Source organism: Halopiger aswanensis (genome assembly GCF_003610195.1).
Taxonomy (GTDB): Archaea; Halobacteriota; Halobacteria; order Halobacteriales; family Natrialbaceae; genus Halopiger; species Halopiger aswanensis.
Genome location: NZ_RAPO01000001.1, coordinates 449,406 through 466,676 on the forward strand (window position 1 = coordinate 449,406; position 17,271 = coordinate 466,676).

The following is a 17,271-nucleotide window of genomic DNA, read 5'->3' on the forward strand; positions in this document are numbered from 1 at the left end:
ACGCGAAACGACCGCTGCTGGCGCTACTTCTCGAGCGCGTCCTCGTCGAGCCAGCTGCCGGCCCAGCACTCGATCTCGTCGAACACCGGCTCTAAGGACTCGCCCTTCTCGGAGAGGCTGTAGTAGGTCGCGATCGGCGAGTCCTCCTCGATGCGGCGCTCGACGAACCCCATCTCGCCGAGGTCGTCGAGGACCCGCGACAGCGTGCGGGCGTTGGCGTCGGTCGAGCGCTTGAGTTCGTTGAACCGCTGCTCGCCGTCTAGCAGTTCGTGGAGGACCGCGAGTCGCCACTGCGAACCGATCTGCTCGATCGACGCGATGACGGGACAGGCGGCGTCGTGGCCGTGCTGGTCGGCGTCGGTCTCGTTCTCGCCGTCGCTGCGGGGGGTGGACTCGTCGTCACGGGGTTTCGTCTGGGGGGAAGACATCTCGGTCGATCGTTCGTAGCGTCCCCACCCGTATAGCAGTTCGGATACGAACCAGCTAACATCGGGAAAGTTCTCGGATAGCCGCCGGGCGAAATCCGGATCACCGCGCAGTTGCGTTAGGTGCGTCCAGCCGCTCACATCGAGCGTGCGCAAATCGGACGTTTCGGACGACTGTCACCGGCCACTACACTTTACTCCGGTGGCTCACTCTCGAGGAACGAATGGCGATACTCGAAGTGGACGGGCTCCGGAAGGAGTACGGCGATTTTCCCGCCGTCGAGGGCAGCACCTTCGCGATCGAGCGCGGCGAGGTGTTCGGCGTCGTCGGCCCCAACGGCGCGGGGAAGACGACGACGCTGAAGATGCTCGCGGGGCTCGTCGAACCGACTGCCGGAACCGCCGTCGTCGCCGGCCGCGAACCCGGCTCGCCGGCGATGCAGCGACGGCTCGGCTTCCTCCCCGAGGAGTCCCCGCTGTACGAGGAGATGACGGCGACGGACTACCTCGAGTTCTTTGCGGATCTCTACGACGTTCCCGGCAAGGTTGCGACCGACCGAATCGCGGATACGCTCGACCGACTGGACCTCGAGCACCGCGACCGGCGGATCGGCAACATGTCCAAGGGGATGAAGCGGAAGGTCGCGATCGCACGGGCGCTGGTGAACGATCCGGACGTGCTCATCTTCGACGAGCCGGCTTCGGGCCTCGACCCGCTGACCACGAACTACATCATCGAGTTCACCCGCGAACTGAGCGAGCAGGGGAAGACGATCGTCTTCAGCGCACACAATCTCTTCCACGTCGAGAGCATCTGCGACCGCGTCGCGGTGATGAACGACGGGCGAATCATCGCGCGCGGGAGCGTCGACAAGATCCGCGACGAACACGGCGGCACCGAGTACCACGTCTACGCGACGAAAGACGGCAGCGACGCGCTCGAGGACGACCAACCGCTGGCCGTCGAAGTCACGTACGAGGGTACAGGCGAGAATGAGAACGAGCAAATCCGCCACGTCGTCGCCGACATGGCCGCCGTCGAAGCGATCCGGGAAGCCGTCGAAGCCGAGGGCGGCCGCGTCACCGATATCCAGACGAAGACGCCGAGTCTCGAGGACATCTTCCTCGAGATCGCAAGCGGTGCGGACCCCGACGCGGAGCGCAACCGGACCCGGAAGAGGGACGCGGAGGCCGAGCCGTGAGCAGGGACGACGCGAAAGAGAGAGGCAGTCTCGAGCAGCCACGGACCGATCGTAGCGATACTCACGAAACCGACGCCCAGCAGCCAGCGGGCGTGGCGAACCGTCTCCGGGAGTCGCTCTCGCGAACCGCCCGGATCGCTCGCTGGGAGGTCTCGCGCGGTACCGGCACCATCGATCGGAAGACCGTGCTGATCCTCGTCGCGATGGTGCTCGTCGTCGGCACCGTCGGGTTCGGCGTCGCCGACGACGGCCTCGGCCTCGAGGACGAGATCTACGTGGTCGCCGTCGACGAATCCAATCCGTACCACGATGTCGCCGTCGAGAGCACCCAGTTCCGGCCGGTGCCACTCGAGGACGGTGAGCGAGATAGGGCAGACGAGTCGATTGACCTCGCCGTCTCCGGCGATCGGATCTGGGACGTCGGCGACAACGGGGAACCCGCCTACGACGCGTTTCGCGACGCGATCGACGGCTACAACGAAGGGCTGATGGCTCAGGAAGCCGACGAAGCAGCCGCGTATCCGGTCCTCGTCGAACTCGACTACCGGGAACGCGACCTCGCCGCACCGGACGACTCCGGCAGCGCTGGCTCTACGGATGGTGGTATCGGCGACGGGACGACAGCCGATGACGGAACGGCAAGCGATGGAGGGCGTTCCGATACGAGTGGCGAAGATGACGCCTCGAGTTCCAGTGACGAACTGCAGGTCCCGAACGTCGGGGGATCGACCGGGGCCGCCGAGACGACGGTCGGCGCGCCCGGCTCGCTCTCGCCGCCGTTCCCGTTCCAATCGCTCGTGCTCGCGTTCCTGTTCGTCGTGCCGATGAACTTCGTCATCCAGGCCTACGGGAGCACGATCATGGACGAACGGATCAAGCGCCGCGGCGAACTCCTGCTGGTCTCGCCGGCCTCGCGCTACGAGATCGTCGCGGGGAAGACGCTGCCGTATCTGCTCGCGCTGGTTGCGATCACAGCGGGAATCGCCTACGCGATCGAGGGCGGGTTGCTCGCCGTCGCTGCGGCACTGCCGATCGCGTTGCTGTTCCTCGCATCGACGTTCGTCGGCGCGATGCTCGCCCGCTCGTTCAAGGAACTCACGTTCGTCACCGTCACGATCAGCGTCGGGCTGACGACCTACGCCTTTATCCCGGCGATCTTCACGGACGTAACGCCGATCGCCCTGATCTCGCCGCTGACGCTCATCGTGACGGCGCTGCAGGGCGAGTCGGTGGCAGCCGGCGAGTACCTGTTCTCGACGCTGCCGTTCTACCTCAGCGCGGTCGTCCTCTTCCTGCTCGGGATCGGTATCTACCGCGAGGAGGACATGTTCGACCAGAAGCCGATTCCGGCGAAGGTGCTCGACGCGATCGCGAGCCAAATCGACGCGCTCTCGTGGTGGGACGCCCGTCTGAGCCCGTTCGTCCTCTCGATACTCTTTATCCCCTTCGTCTTCGCGGGGCAGTTGCTCATCGTCGCCCTGCTGTTCGCGGTTCCCGAAGCGGTCGCGCTCCCGATCGTCCTCGTGCTCGCGGCGGCGATCGAGGAACTCGCGAAGAGTATCCACGTCTACGCCGGCTTCGCCCGCTCGAGATTCGAGGCCTCGCTTCGCGTTGCAGTCGTCGTCGGTTCGCTGTCGGGGCTCGGCTTCTTCGTCGGCGAAAAGCTCACCCACGTCGTTCAGTTCGTCGGGCTCCCGGAACTGACGATCGGCGCCGCGGCCTTCGGCCCCGATCTCGCGAGGACGAGTGGGCCCCTTCTCGCGGGCGCGATCTTCCTCGCACCGCTCGTGCTCCACGCCGCGACGGCGGTCGTCTCTGCGATCGGAGCGAGTCGCGGCCAGGTCGGGTACGCGCTCGGATTCGTCGCCGCGACGCTCGTCCACGCGGCCTACAACGCGGGGGTGATCGCCCTTGTCGCGTGAGGAGGGACCGAACCCGCCGACGCTCGAGGGAGAGGCGGCGGACAGCGAGGGCACATCCTGGCGCGCTCGCCTAGCGCTGGTTCGCCGGGAACTGGGGTCGCTACGGTCCGAGAAGACGATCATGCTCGCGATCGCGATCCAGTTGTTTATCGCCGCGTTCTCGTCGTTCCTCGTCGTCGGCCTCGTCTCGCTGTACGATCCGGGCGCAGTCGACGGCTACCAGACCGAGGTCGCGGTGACCGGCGACGGCGCCGACGACCTCATTGAGGTTGCGGCCCGACAGGAGGGGCTCTCCGCCGACCAGTACGACGCCGCGAGCGCACAGCGGGCGTTCGACCGCGGTGAGGTTGCCGCAGTCTTGCGAACGTCGCGGACGGATGAAGGCCAACTGTTCGTCCACGTCACCGCCCCCGAGGAGGGGCTCGAGACGACGCTGCTGGTCGTCCAGTTGCGCGACGCCTTGGAGGACCTCGAGCGCGTCGAGCGGCTGGCGAACGCGGATGCAGGTCGGCTGTCCGAGACGCCGCTTTCCGTCCCGTCGGCGATTCAGGCGAGCCCGTACGTCGGCTTCACCTACACCGTCTTGCTGCCGCTGCTTTGCTTCCTGCCGGTGTTCATCAGCGGCTCGATCGTCGTCGACTCGCTGATCGAGGAGCGCGATCGGGGGACGCTGACGCTGCTTCGGGTTGCGCCGCTCTCGCTGACCGAGATCGTCGACGCGAAAGTCGCCGCGACGGCGGCGCTGGCGCCGTTGCAGGCCGTCGCCTGGATGGTTCTGCTCGCGGTCAACGGGACGACGATCGCGACCCCCACGGCACTGGTCGCGATGGTCGCAGGGCTGTCGTTACTCGTCGTCGGCGTCGGCGCGATCGTCGCGCTGTCCGCACCGGATCGGCGGCAGGCACAGTTACTCTACTCGATCAGTATCGTCGGTGCCCTCGTGGTTGCGAGTCTGTTGCCCGAACATCCGGCCAACACCGTCGCGAAGTTCGCTATGGGCAGTGCGACGGGCACGAGTTGGGCGCTCCTCGCGGGCTACTGTCTCGCGGGAATCGCCGCGGTCGTCGTGCTCCGGCGAACTGTCGGCGCGCTCGATACTGACTCGCTGTAACGGGCGCAACAGACCTTTATTCGACTCTCGAGACCGTCGATGGCTGATGGCGATCGCTACCGATCGCTGTGCGCCGCTCAGTCGTCGACCACCAACAGTTCGTTGTTCGGTTCGGCGTCCTCCCAATTGGAATCGGCCGGCGGCTGAACCGTAAACTCGATCGTTCCCGTGGATTGGTCCGGGGCGAGCGACAGGTCGCCCTCGCTGTCGAAATCGAATTCGACCTCGTTGTTATCACCCGTGTCGTCGGATAACGCCCCGTCCATCCGTGCCGTTCCGGCCTGCGCGACGACGACGGCGTCGGTCACCTCGTTGCCGTCCTCGTCGACGACGTAGATGCTCACGTCGTCGTCATCCTCCTTAATCGTCGCGTCGTCGAACCGAACGTCGACTTCGGTGTCCGTCTGGAAGCCGTCGATACCGCCGAGAATCTGGAGCATGATTCCGAGCGAGACGACGCCGATGATGAGTGCGATCACGAGTCTAATCGGCAGCCCCTCGATCGCACGATCGTCGTCGGCGAACGAGCGCCTCGAGCCGACGGAGATCGATACGGTCGGTGACGGTGACTCTCGTCCTGAAGCCATACCGCCGTTGGTCGCCCCTTCGTACGTAAACCCCGGGACGCGGGTTCAAGTAGGAAGGCGCGGGAACCGTCGCCATGAGTTTCGTCATCGGACGGGGAAGCGACGCCGAGACGGTACAGGCGGGCCGGGTCGGCACGTACCGCGCGCTCGACGGCAGCGACGGGGCCGATCTGTACGTCGATCTCGACGATCCGCACGCGATGTTGGTCGTCGGCAAGCGCGGCTACGGGAAGTCCTACACCCTCGGCGTCGTCGCGGAAGAACTCGCTCGAGCGGCCGGTGTCGCGCCGGTGATCGTCGATCCGATGGGCGTCTTCGCGACGCTCGCCGACGGGTCGACGGGCGAGTCGGTCCCCGTCGAAGTCGTCGCCGAACCGACCGTTGCGGCCGACGCGCTCGATCCTCGGTCGTGGTGTGCACTGCTCGGCCTCTCGCCGGAAAGCGGCTCGGGGAGTCTCGTCTGGCAAGCCGCTCAGGAATCGGCGACGCTCGAGGGGATGCGCGAGCACGTCGCGGCGACGGACGCGCCGGGGGCCGACAAGCGGGCGGCGAGCAACCACATTTCCCTCGCTGAGTCGTGGGATGCGTTCGACCCCGACGGGCTGGATGCGGCCGACCTCGCCGGGTCGGCGGTCACCGTCGTAGACGTCTCCGGGCTCGAGGCAGCACCGATGAACGCGGTGTGTCGCGCCATTGCGGAGGCGCTGTACCGCGCACGGATTACGGGGACGATCGACCGGCTGCCGTGGCTCCTGCTCGACGAGGCGCACGCGTTCTTCGGCGGGGTCGCAGCGGACGCACTGCATACGGTACTCACGCGCGGGCGCGCTCCGGGCGTCAGCCTCGTCCTCGCGACCCAGCGGCCGAGTTCGCTCTCGGAGACGGCCGTTTCCCAGTCCGACGTGCTGATCGCCCACCGACTGACGGCCGAAGCCGATCTGGAAGCGCTCGAGGCCGCGCAACCGACGTACGTCCACGAATCGCTCGCCGACCGGCTCCCGACCGAACCGGGGAGCGTCGTCGTGATCGACGACGCGACGGAGACGATCCACGCGGCCCGGATTCGCCGGCGGGACACGCCCCACGGGGGTGGCAGTCCGAGCGCACGCGAGGTCGCCGATCAGCCGTAATCGGTCTCGCAGCGAGCCGACTCCGGGTCCGAGTTTAAATCCGATCGCGCGGCAACCCTCGCCATGACCGATCTCGATCGACTCGAGCAGCGGCTGTCGGCCGTCGAGCGCGTCGTCGTCGACGGCGACGCAACGTTGGACGAACTCGCGGAGGTAGCGTCACTCGCGGAGACCGTCGCCGACCTCGAGACGCGCGTCGAAGAGCACGAGCGTCGGCTCGCCGACCTCGAGGCGGCGGTCCGATCGCTCGAGGGGTACGTCGGCAACGTCGAGTCGATCAACGACGACGTCGAGCGCCAGGCCGCGTCGGCGGTCGCGACGGTCGATCGACTCGAGCGGCGGGTCGACCGGCTCGAGGTCGAACTCGACGACGTCCGGGGTGGCGTTCTTCGAGACCCGACCGAACGGGAGACGGAGCGTACGCGTTCCGATGCGGACGACGGGGCCAGTGGGGGTAGTACTGGGGCCTGGTTCGAGTTCGACGACGAGTCGATCGCTGCGACTGGCACAGCGGCTGAAACGGCTGATAGTGCGTCGCTCGCGGACGCTACCGAGACCGGCAGTGGCAACAGGACCGATACCGAGACCGCACAGACGCCGGAGGAAACGGTGACCGACATCGTCGCGGGAGCGGACGAGCCGCGGTCGCTCGAGGACGCCCCCTCGAGAAGCGATCGAACGGCGCAGGTCGGTGACGAGACCGACAGCGACGGGGCCGAGTCCGGCCTACTCGGTTCGCTTCGCGCTCGCTTTTCATGATTCGATACGTTGTCGCAGTCCTTCTGACGCTCGCACTCTTGGGACTGGCCGGACTCGCAATCGACGACGCGGCCGGCGAGACGACCGAACGCGAACTCCGCACCGAACTCGCGGCCGTCGAAGCGGCGGCGGTCGAACTCGAGGCGACCGAGGAACTCTCCCCGGCTGGCCATCCGAATCCGCAGCGGGTGGTCGAGTTTTCGGTTCCGACGCGTTCGCTGACCCGAGCGGGCGTCGACCACCTCGAGATCGAACCGGTCGCCGACGACGCCAGCGTCGCGCGGTACGTACTGACCGACGGGACGCGCGGGCGAATGCTCCTCGAGAGCCGTCTCGTCTACCGCGATCCGACGGCCGCTCGGACGACCGAAATCGGGTGGAGGGGCACGAACGATGTCCGACTCGTGCTCCAACCGGATGCCGACGGGCAGCCGGTCGTCGTTGTGACGCTTTCCGACTCGCGATGATGTACGCTGACCGATCTCGGAGATGGCCACCTCGTGCGACGGGACCCCCGCGATGTTCGGGTTTAAATCGGAACGCGAGCCAGCTAGCCTATGCCATCGAACGAGGCCGCGGCCGACGGCGAGCGAACGGACGTCGTACCGACGCTGCTCGCCGGAATCGGCCTCGAGTCCCTCTTCGACGATCGGGAGACGGACCGCGGCGACTGCGATTGTGACCTCGAGTTCGACGGTCGCACGCTCGTCGTCGACGCATCAGCCTGCGACGGGACGCTCGCCGAGGCGCCGTCGTGCCGTCGGTCGGTCGTCGCCGCACTGGTCGAGCGCGACGCGGACGCGATCGTCGTTCGCTCGAACGGACTCCAGTACCGGTACGACGCGCAGGCGACGGCGTTGCTCGGCGCCGCCGGTCGGTTCGTCGAACTGCTGGGCTCTCGCGACGACGGACTGGCCCACGATGTCGCCCGGGATCCGCTCGGAGAAGCACCGACCCTCGAGACCCGCGTCGATCAGCTCGGCGACATCGCCCTCGAGTCCGGGTTGCTCGACGCCGTCTCAGGTGTTGATGAGTACACGGACGTATTCTCGCCGCGAATGGGCCTGGAGATCGCCTACTACTTCGTCGAGCGGACGATCGACGATACGGACGGGCCTCGACTCACCGACGTCAGGGAACTCGAAACCGGGAGTACGGCACGGATTTACGAACGCGCGGATCGACTGCCGCTGTACGCGCTCGAGGTCGTCGACCTCTCGCTGTCGCCGGCCGAACGCGAACTCCTCGTCGACGGCTACGAGGCGATCGCGGAGGGGTGGGTCGACGGCGACCGGGCGCCCTCCCGGGCCGTCGAACTCGTTTCAGACGGGGACGACCCGGTCGATCCGACGCTGACCGCGATTCTCGAGAAACACACGGACGGCTACGGTGTTCTCGAGGACCTGTTCGCCGATCCGGCGGTCACCGACGTCTACGCCACGTCCCCGGTGACGGCGAACCCGCTCCGAGTCGAGTGCGACGGCGTCGCGATGGAGACGAACGTCCACCTCACCGAGACCGGCGCGGAGGCGCTGGCCTCTCGCATCCGTCGGACCAGCGGTCGAGCGTTCTCCCGCGCGAAGCCGACGATCGACGCGACGGCCTCGCTGGCGAACGGTCGCGGGCTCCGCATCGCGGGCGTCACCGATCCGGTCGCCGACGGCACCGGCTTCGCGTTCCGCGAGCGGTCCGACGACCGGTTCACGCTGCCGGCGCTGGTCGCCAACGGGACCGTGCCGCCGGCCGTCGCGGGCTTTCTCTCGGTCGCGATCGAGCGCAACGCCGCGGCGCTGATCGCCGGCACCCGCGGCGCGGGGAAGACGACGCTGCTGGGCACGTTGCTCTACGAGGTGACGCCGGACACCCGAACGGTGCTCATCGAGGACACGCCCGAGTTACCGGTCGCCCCGCTACAGTCGGTCGGGCGGGACGTGCAGGCGCTGCGCACCGGGACCGGCGACGGGCCGGAGATTTCGCCCGCGGACGCGCTCCGGACGGCCCTGCGGCTCGGCGACGGGGCGCTGGTCGTCGGCGAGATCCGCGGCGAGGAAGCCGCGGTCCTCTACGAGGCGATGCGGGTCGGCGCGAACGCCAACGCGGTGCTGGGAACGATCCACGGCGACGGCGCGGCGGCGGTGTACGAGCGCGTCGTCTCCGATCTGGGCGTCGAGCCCTCGTCGTTCGCCGCGACCGATCTCGTCGTCACGGTCCAGTCGTACCGGACCGCCGACGGGCGCAGCCGCCGGGTCGCCCGCGTCGAGGAGGTGCTCGGCGACGGCGAGGACGTCCGGTTCGAACCGCTGTACGAACTCGAGGGCACGGAAGCAGTCGCGACCGGCCGAATCGACCGCGGCGAGAGCCGGTTCGTCAACGCGATCGCCGGCCCGACGGAAGCGTACGCCGACGTCAGGGCGGCGATCGCCGACCGGACCGATACGATGCGAGCGCTCGCCGAGGACGGACGGGTATCACCCGACGACGTCGCTGCGGCATACGCCGACAGAGGATAAGCCATGGCAGTGGAATCGACCCTCGTTCGCGGCCTCGCCCGGCTGTATCCGTACCCGGTCTCGGCGAGCGACGACCTCCGCGAGTCGGTCCGATTCGTCGAGCCGCCGTACGACGCCGAGGCGGTCGTTAGAGCCGGCTACGGCGCAGGGCTGCTCGCCGCCTTCATTCCCCTGCCGCTACTGCTCTACGGCGTCCCGTTTCCCTTCGTCGGCTTCTTCGTGCTGACGGCGTCGCTCGCGTCGATCCACGCCGTGCACTCGTGGCCGCATCTAGCGGCCGCGTTTCGGCGAACGGAGGCGCTCGGCGACACGCCGACGCTCGTCGGCCGCGCAGTCTTGCGCATGCAGATTCACCCCTCGCTCGAGAACGCGGTCCGGTTCGCCGCACGGACCGGCGAAGGGCCGTTGACTCGGAGTCTCGCCGCCCACGTGACCCGTTCGAAGGGGACCCCGCGGGCTGGTCTCCTCTCGTTCGCCGAGGAGTGGGCGCCCCACTTCCCGGCACTGCGGCGCTCGTCGACGCTGCTGGCGACCGCACAGGACGCTCCGGAGGGGGAGCGCGGCCGCACCCTCGAGCGGGCACTTTCGGCGATCCTCGACGGGACGCGGAGTCAGATGGCCGAGTTCACGGCTGCGATCAGGGCGCCGACGACGATGCTGTTCGCGTTCGGCATCCTGCTCCCGCTGGCGCTGATCGCGCTCGTCCCCGCCGCGCCGATGGCGGGCGTCTCGCTTAACATCTGGATGTTCGTGCTCCTGTACGATATCGTGCTGCCGCTGTGTCTGCTCGGCGCCGCGATCTGGCTGCTCGTGCGCCGGCCGGTCGCCTTTCCGCCGCCGGAGATCGATCGAACCCACCCCGACCTACCGGATCGGCTCTGGCTGCGGGCAGGCTGGGGACTGCTCGCCGGCGGCGTAACCTACGTCACCGTCACCGCGGTCGGCCCCGCCTCCCTCGCCGAAATCGCGGCGCTCGGAATCGCCCTCGGCGTCGCCCTGCTGGCGGTCTACGGCCCGATCCTCGAGCTTCGCAACTACGTGCGCGACGTCGAGTCGAACCTGACCGACGCCCTCTACATCATCGGCCGGCAGGTCGCCGAGGGCGAGTCGGTCGAGGCCGCCATCGAACTCGCCGCCGACCGCGTCGCCGACGAGACCGGCGAGATGCTCGCGCACGCGGCCGGCGTCCAGCGACGCCTGCACACGAGCGTCGAGGAGGCTTTTCTCGGCGACTACGGCGCGCTCCGCGACGTGCCCAGCCAGCGCGCCCGGAGCATGGCGGCGCTGCTCGCGATCGCCGGCGACGAGGGGAAGCCGGCCGGCCGCGCGATCGTCGCGATGGCCGACCACCTCGAGGAACTCGAGGACGTCGAGGCGGAGACCAAACGCGACCTCGTGCGCGTGACGAGCACGCTCGACAACACGGCGGCGTACTTCGGCCCGATGGTCGGCGGGGCGACCGTCGGGATGGCCGGGATGCTCTCGGCCGAGAACTTCACCGCCGTCGCGGGGATGGGCGACGCGACGACGCTAGCGACCGACCAACTCGGCGTCGTCGTGGCCGTCTACCTGATGCTGCTGGCGTGCATCCTGACGCCGCTGTCGTACGCGCTCCGGTTCGGGATGGATCGCACGCTGTTCGGCTACCACGTCGGGCGGACGCTTGTCTCCTCGATGGTGCTGTTCGTGCTAACTGTCGCGCTGATCGATGTCGTCCTGGTCGCGCCGCTGTGACGGTGCGAGCCGTGCGTGTTGACCTTTATATACGAACCCGCGGCCAACGTCGGCATGGATCTGGAGACGCCCGCAGACGCGTGGTACACCTACGTCGCGGTCTCGCTGGTCAGCGTCGCGCTCGCGGGACTCGCGCTGGGTGTCGCAACGGGGCCGCCGCCGGACGCCCCGGCGGCAGCGAACGCGATCGAAGGGGCTACCGGAAGCGAGTACGCCGCCAGTGCGACCTACGAACACGACGCCGATCGAGTGACGATCGATCGGCAGACGATCACCATGCAAAACGAACACGGGACCGCTCACTCGAGTTTCTCGTACGGCGTCGTCGTTCCGGTCAACGGCAACGAGCGACTCGAGAACATCACGGACGGACGGTCGATCGAAGCGGAGTACGACGAGGCGCTGCGGGACGGCGATCGGCACGCGTTCGCCGAGTTCACACGCGATGTCGAAACCGCGTACGACGAACATACCGGCGAAGCGATTCGCGCCGATGGCGAACTCCGGGCACGCAAGGTCACGGTCGATTCCGGGATCGACGAACTCGAGCCGATCGAAGAGGAGGCAACTGTCGAGGTACGGGACTCTTGGGAGCCCGTCGCGAACGGAATCCCCGGGTGGAATCCCGACCCGTACATCGGCGAGCTGCGAGTGACCTACAGCGGCAGCAAGGAGCGACAGGCGACGGTCCACATGGAGGGCGAGTATCGCCTCGCGGATCTCCTCCCCGCGTTCGTCCCGGACGGTCCCATTCCGACTTCCGAATCACTGGACGAAACCAAAGAGTTAGAGGCTAACGAACACGGCGCCGATAGCTTCGTTTTCGAACCCAAATCGGCAGAGGGGATCGATGTCACGTTTACCGCCCCGGTCGTGGACGAGACGTACTATATCGAATCCAGACAACCCGTCAGGGATCCGATCGAGTTCGAGATCGAATTTACCGATCCCGACGGGGACCTACCGGCCGAAACGTGGACGTTCGACCTCGAGTACGACGACGGATCGAAAACGTGGTCGAACGAGATCGACCGGGAGATGACCTTCGATCACGATCACGCAGCAATCGGCGTCACTGACGGAGGGAACTACTATGTTACACTCGTCAAGGTTTAGGAGAGCTAGGGAGAGAGCCCAGACGGAACCGTTCGCGGCGATCGTCGCGGTCGGAGTAGTGGTTCTCGGGATCGGAATGTACGCGGTTGCGTACCAGAGCGTGCTTCCGGGAACTAGCCAGCAGGCGACGGCCGACCAGACGATCGATCGTATCTGGGACGAACTCGAGGAGAACGGCGTGTTTTACGCGCACGACGATCCAGCGCTTCAGGACCGTATCGACGATAGCGAACCGCTCCCGGCTGGAGCGACGGTGTACGTGAGTATCACGGCGATCGACGAGGATGCGAATCGCGTACTCGTCGACGGTGCCTTTCCCTCGGGGTATCCGGACAACGACGCGTCGTCGTCCGATATCGAGCAGTACGTAGCGGAAGACGGTATCCCTGACGACGCTTCCGTTGCAACGCAGTCGATTCCGGTCACCGTCGAGAACGAGGCCGACGTTCGCTCCGGAACGCTCCGGGTGGCAGTATGGTGAGACCGGACCCCGATCGGGCGATTTCGACCGTGATGGACGTCTCGCTGGCGCTGTTGATAATCAGCGCGAGCGTACTGCTGATCGGCATCCACCTCCAAGGCGACGATCGCTCGGTCGATCAGGACCGCGGCGATCGTTCGTACCAGACGATCACCGGATCGACCGTGACGATCACCTACGACCTCCGGGTCGAAAACGAGTCCGGCGTCGCAGCGGTGGACGAGACGGATCAGTTCGACGTTCCGGACGGATACGAGCCCGACGAGGCGCCCGACGCGTACCGCGTCACGAGATACGGCCCGGCAAGCGGTCTCTTGGCTGAGGCGGCGATCGTGAACGTCGACTACGACGGCACACAGCCGTTCGCGTACGGCCACGAGGTCGAATCGTCCGCCGATGCAGCGATTCAGGGACAGCTCGTCGGTGCCGACGATTCGATCTACGTCGTTGCGACCTGGGAACCCTACGAGGACAGTTCGTTCAGCGGGACTGCGACCAGCGGCGATCGACCGGCGCAGTCGGTAGCCGTCTCGAGCGCGAGCGGGACGGTTTCGACGACGATGGCTGGCGCCGACTACGAGGAGATTGCAGCCGCCTACCACGAGGGACAGCGCACGAGCGGCGACGGGCTCGAGCACGCCGCGAACGCGCTCGCATCGACGATAATCGAGGCGATGTTCCCCGTCGCCGAAACCCAGTACACCCTCGAGTCGACGCGCACCGAGAACGCGGTGACGACGTACGACTACCGGAAACTCGCGCTGGCGCTGGGCGGAGCGGAGTTACGGGACGACGTGAACGACGAGATCGTCGGCTCGGATCCGAACGCCGAGCGTGCGAACGAACTGCTCGCCGACGCGCTCGCGGAAACGGTCGCCGAGGATATGGAGAACCACAAGATCGCCGACGAGCTGGAGCAAACGTACCTCGATCTGGCTCCGTCGCCGCGCGAAGACGAGTTCGTGAACGAGGCAGCGCCACTTCTGGAAGCGTACATTTCGATCGAAACTGCTGACCTGACGGTCCAAGCAACCGACTAATGACGAAACGTAACAACCGCCCCCGAACCGTATCGATTGCCGACGACGACCGAGCCCGCATCCCGTTTGCAATGATCGCCGTCCTGTTGCTCGTTACGAGTCTCGGGGCGATCGCGGTCCTCGAGCAGCGATCGGACCCGGTCATCGATCAAGAGGCCGAACTGGGTATGGACCGGAGCGTCACTGCGGCCCAGTCGGAGCTCCGGTCCGCGTCGATCGATGCGAGTCACAGCGCGGTGAGTGCACCGCTCATAACCGCTCGTACCGACACGGGTATCGATGCCATCGATTCGACGGCGGACGACCACGACGAGAACTTCGAGAACTACCTCAAATTGCTCATCTACCTCGAGGCGTACGAACGCCTGCCCGCTGCCGGACAAACTGTCGGCACCGACACCAAAACGACGGTATCCATCCCGAAGGTAACCGAAGACGGTGCCGGCGACGACGCGATTACGCCCGACGAGGCGATCGACAGGGTCGATCTGGTGATCGGCGACTACGCCGACACGGAACTCGAGGCCGGGCTGCTCGAGGTGACGATCGAAGACGTCGAGATTCACAGCACCGCCACGGCGACGGAAACCCGACCGATCACGGTGACGGTCGGCGCACCGGTGAAACAGCTGGATGAACGGACGACCGAGTACGAATCCCAGCTCGACGCGGACTTCTTCGATGCGGATCTCAATGGCGAACTCTCCGGCCTCGGCCAGCACTCCGCCGCCCGGCTGTATCTCCTTGCGTACTTCAAAGCTGGCTGGGATCGGTTTGACCGTACAGCGAGGCCTGACGATCACGACTTCGAGCGAGTACTCGAGCCGGAACATACGGAAGTCCTCATGAACGACGCGATCTTCGATGTCCAGCACGACGTCTTCGGGACGAAGGACCCGTACGCGGATCGAACCATGCGACCGAAATACGTCTGCATGTCGTATCAGATGTTGGATTCTATGGAGAGGACTGGAGGCGGAAAGAAAAAGAAAGCTAATACGAACAATGACGGCAGTAACAGTGACAGCGCGGATGGTCTCGATAAAGCAGAAGAGCAACTCGAGGACGGGAAAATCGAAACCAACGGTAGTAATGGAGGCACCGAGGAAATCGACATCGAGGAACAACTCTGCGGCGACGGTGCGGTCCAGAACTGGTTATTCGGCGATTCGGCCACCGGCGAACTGCCCGACGTCCCGGAGCCGTCGGAGTTGCTACGAAGCGAACTCGAGGAGATGGAGGTGATGAACGAGGAAGAGCGGATTCCGTTCGCCGAGTCCGCCGAGGTCTCGTACACGTACTACGCGGCGAACGCCCACGTCGACGAAGCGGAGACGTACGTCGATCAGGCCGAACACCTCGTCGAACAAACCGACGAGATCGTCAACGAAGCCGACGAACAATATCAGGACGAGGTCGAAGAGTCGATCGAGGACGAAGCCGATCCGCCAGACATCGACACTAACGAGGATCGGACCATCGGGAGTATGACGAAGGAGCTCTACGATATCGGCCTCGACAGGTCCGTGACTGATAGATCGCGGGGAAATATCCCGCAGCCGGACAGACCCGGCGGGAACTACTCGCTCGAGGAATTCGACGTAATGATCACGAACGTCCACGAGGTGGACGCGAACCACGATGCGTTGCCTGATTCAGGCGGTGAGACGATCCACGAGATCGACGTGACCGCTGCCGTCGACCTCGAAGCGGACGAACGATGGGTCCACGACGACTCCGAGAACGCGAGCGAGTACGGCGAAGACGTAGTCGTTTCCCGCTCGCCTACCGGAGACGTGACGGTCGAAACAGAGGTCGAAATCCAATCGACCTACGACTTCTACGAGGAGGGGATGCACTACGATGACGAGGAGTTCGTACTCGATCAGGATCCGAATATCGAGTACGACTATCAGTCGCTCGAACTGGACAAGCTCGCGGACCAAAATCGGGTCGAGGTCGGAAGCGGCCAGAACTTCGAGGTCGCGTTTCGCAAGTCTCCCGTCGATGCGATGAATGTCAGGTCGTACGCCACGATCGAGACCGACCTCGAATCCAGCGCGAGAAGAATCGGCGGAGAAGTCGAAAACAGCGGCGACATCGAGGAGAAGATGCGAGACGCAGTCGTGTCTGACTCGTTTCAGGAAGACTACGACCTGACGGAACTCGAGCCCGTGGAGAACGAACTCATCGAGGATCTGCGCATCGAACTCGAACGAACCCACGACGAGTTCACCGAGTGGGCTCAAAAGGAGGACAACGCGTATACAGTCGAGCGAACCGAGCTTCTGGATTCCGACGCGGAGCCGATCACCGGCGCTATCGATCACATCAAAGCGGTCGAAGACGACTTCGTGTACGCCGACCTCTCCGAAGGTGCAGCCGACGGAGAGTTCGAAACGACAGGCGAGTATCTGACGGCACAGATCCGGAAGGCGTACTTCGATCGACTCTACCACTACATCGAGCGGATCGGCGACCAGTACGAGGGGCAAGTCGAAGATTTTGAAGACGAGATCAACGAGATGAGTGAGGGCGGAACCAACAGCGCTGACGAGATCCTCGGGTTCGCACAAGATGTCGTGAATGCGGACGTCGAGTACGATCCCGGTGAGATCGAGGGATCGCCGGTACTCGACGACGCCCAGTTCGAGATTTCCGGATCGCCGACGTACATGACCCACGTGAATATTAGCCGGGAGCAGGATCCGGCGATCCGGCCCGAAAACAAGACGATCACCGACTTCGGCACGGAGACCGAGCACGTCCCGATGACGATCCAGAGTGACAACCGAGCACCGTGGCCGGGTGTTCCGATTACACCCTACCCACCGCAGTTCTGGTTCTTCCAGACAAACACCTGGAACAGTACGGTCAAAGGGGAGTACGCCCGTTTCGAAGTCAGTGCCTCGGTCGGCAGTCCCGCTGACACAGAGCGGTTGACTTACGTTCGCGAGCATCGACCGATCGAGGTCGAATTACACGATGGCACTAAGATAGAACTCGGAAAGAATGAGCCAATCACGTTCGAGAGTTCTACCGAAGTTATCGTCATCATGCCGGGCGCAGTCTTCCGAAATGGTGGTGTTCCTGCAGTGGCCGACACATATCCCGAAGATATGGGACAGATAGCGTGCTCTCCGACTTGGGGGCACACCGGGCCGAATTTTGACTCCGGTAAAGCTGAGGAAAGGATAAAAGACAGGTGTGACTTCCCGGAGTACGAGTGATAGATCGTCTAGCCAGTTATTGAA

The 17,271-nt window shown here is 65.4% G+C and carries 14 protein-coding genes; 12 read left to right on the forward strand and 2 right to left on the reverse strand.

All coding sequences use genetic code 11. The features are described from left to right. Positions 1-23: 23 nt before the first annotated feature. Entirely contained in the window at positions 24-428 is a 405-nt protein-coding gene (locus ATJ93_RS02145) for a winged helix-turn-helix transcriptional regulator (RefSeq protein ID WP_211334014.1), read from the reverse strand. A gap of 221 nt (positions 429-649) precedes the next feature. On the opposite strand from ATJ93_RS02145, the gene ATJ93_RS02150 reads away from it, so the two are divergent. The 3 genes from ATJ93_RS02150 to ATJ93_RS02160 all read left to right on the forward strand — a co-directional run bounded on the left by ATJ93_RS02150 (position 650) and on the right by ATJ93_RS02160 (position 4,660). Continuing rightward, complete coding sequence (locus ATJ93_RS02150) at positions 650-1,627, forward strand: ABC transporter ATP-binding protein (RefSeq protein ID WP_120242988.1); 978 nt, start codon at positions 650-652, stop codon at positions 1,625-1,627. Positions 1,628-1,719: 92 nt separating this feature from the next. Beyond that, positions 1,720-3,549: an ABC transporter permease subunit gene (locus ATJ93_RS02155; protein WP_120242989.1), complete on the forward strand. Its 1,830-nt coding sequence runs from the start codon at positions 1,720-1,722 to the stop codon at positions 3,547-3,549. A gap of 121 nt (positions 3,550-3,670) precedes the next feature. Beyond that, on the forward strand, positions 3,671-4,660 hold the full coding sequence (locus tag ATJ93_RS02160) for an ABC transporter permease (RefSeq protein ID WP_394338794.1): 990 nt from the start codon (positions 3,671-3,673) through the stop codon (positions 4,658-4,660). Positions 4,661-4,737: 77 nt separating this feature from the next. On the opposite strand, the gene ATJ93_RS02165 is transcribed toward ATJ93_RS02160, so the two are convergent. After that, a complete protein-coding gene (locus tag ATJ93_RS02165; RefSeq protein ID WP_120242991.1) occupies positions 4,738-5,247 on the reverse strand; it encodes a DUF7382 domain-containing protein in 510 nt (169 codons plus the stop codon). A gap of 74 nt (positions 5,248-5,321) precedes the next feature. Here ATJ93_RS02165 and ATJ93_RS02170 point away from each other — a divergent pair, with 74 nt between their 5' ends. The 9 genes from ATJ93_RS02170 to ATJ93_RS02210 all read left to right on the forward strand — a co-directional run bounded on the left by ATJ93_RS02170 (position 5,322) and on the right by ATJ93_RS02210 (position 17,247). After that, positions 5,322-6,377, forward strand: a complete 1,056-nt coding sequence (locus ATJ93_RS02170) for an ATP-binding protein (RefSeq protein ID WP_120242992.1) — start codon at positions 5,322-5,324, stop codon at positions 6,375-6,377. A gap of 63 nt (positions 6,378-6,440) precedes the next feature. Then, positions 6,441-7,136, forward strand: a complete 696-nt coding sequence (locus ATJ93_RS02175) for a DUF7310 family coiled-coil domain-containing protein (RefSeq protein ID WP_120242993.1) — start codon at positions 6,441-6,443, stop codon at positions 7,134-7,136. Beyond that, positions 7,133-7,603 carry a DUF7311 family protein gene (locus ATJ93_RS02180; RefSeq protein WP_120242994.1) on the forward strand — a complete coding sequence of 157 codons (471 nt, stop codon included), beginning with the start codon at positions 7,133-7,135 and terminating at the stop codon, positions 7,601-7,603. The genes ATJ93_RS02175 and ATJ93_RS02180 overlap by 4 nt, the downstream gene beginning before the upstream one ends. A gap of 90 nt (positions 7,604-7,693) precedes the next feature. Continuing rightward, complete coding sequence (locus ATJ93_RS02185; protein WP_120242995.1) at positions 7,694-9,646, forward strand: type II/IV secretion system ATPase subunit; 1,953 nt, start codon at positions 7,694-7,696, stop codon at positions 9,644-9,646. Positions 9,647-9,649: 3 nt separating this feature from the next. Continuing rightward, on the forward strand, positions 9,650-11,380 hold the full coding sequence (locus ATJ93_RS02190) for a secretion system protein (protein ID WP_120242996.1): 1,731 nt from the start codon (positions 9,650-9,652) through the stop codon (positions 11,378-11,380). A 54-nt stretch (positions 11,381-11,434) separates the two neighbouring features. Next, on the forward strand, positions 11,435-12,496 hold the full coding sequence (locus ATJ93_RS02195) for a DUF7283 family protein (protein ID WP_120242997.1): 1,062 nt from the start codon (positions 11,435-11,437) through the stop codon (positions 12,494-12,496). Between the two features lie 58 nt (positions 12,497-12,554). After that, a complete protein-coding gene (locus ATJ93_RS02200; RefSeq protein ID WP_245977493.1) occupies positions 12,555-12,977 on the forward strand; it encodes a DUF7285 family protein in 423 nt (140 codons plus the stop codon). Next, the gene (locus tag ATJ93_RS02205; protein ID WP_120242999.1) at positions 12,971-14,017 is read left to right on the forward strand and encodes a DUF7284 family protein; all 1,047 of its coding nucleotides are present in this window, start codon (positions 12,971-12,973) and stop codon (positions 14,015-14,017) included. Before ATJ93_RS02200 ends, ATJ93_RS02205 begins: the two co-directional genes overlap by 7 nt. After that, positions 14,017-17,247: a DUF7286 family protein gene (locus tag ATJ93_RS02210; RefSeq protein WP_120243000.1), complete on the forward strand. Its 3,231-nt coding sequence runs from the start codon at positions 14,017-14,019 to the stop codon at positions 17,245-17,247. Before ATJ93_RS02205 ends, ATJ93_RS02210 begins: the two co-directional genes overlap by 1 nt. Positions 17,248-17,271 lie beyond the last annotated feature (24 nt).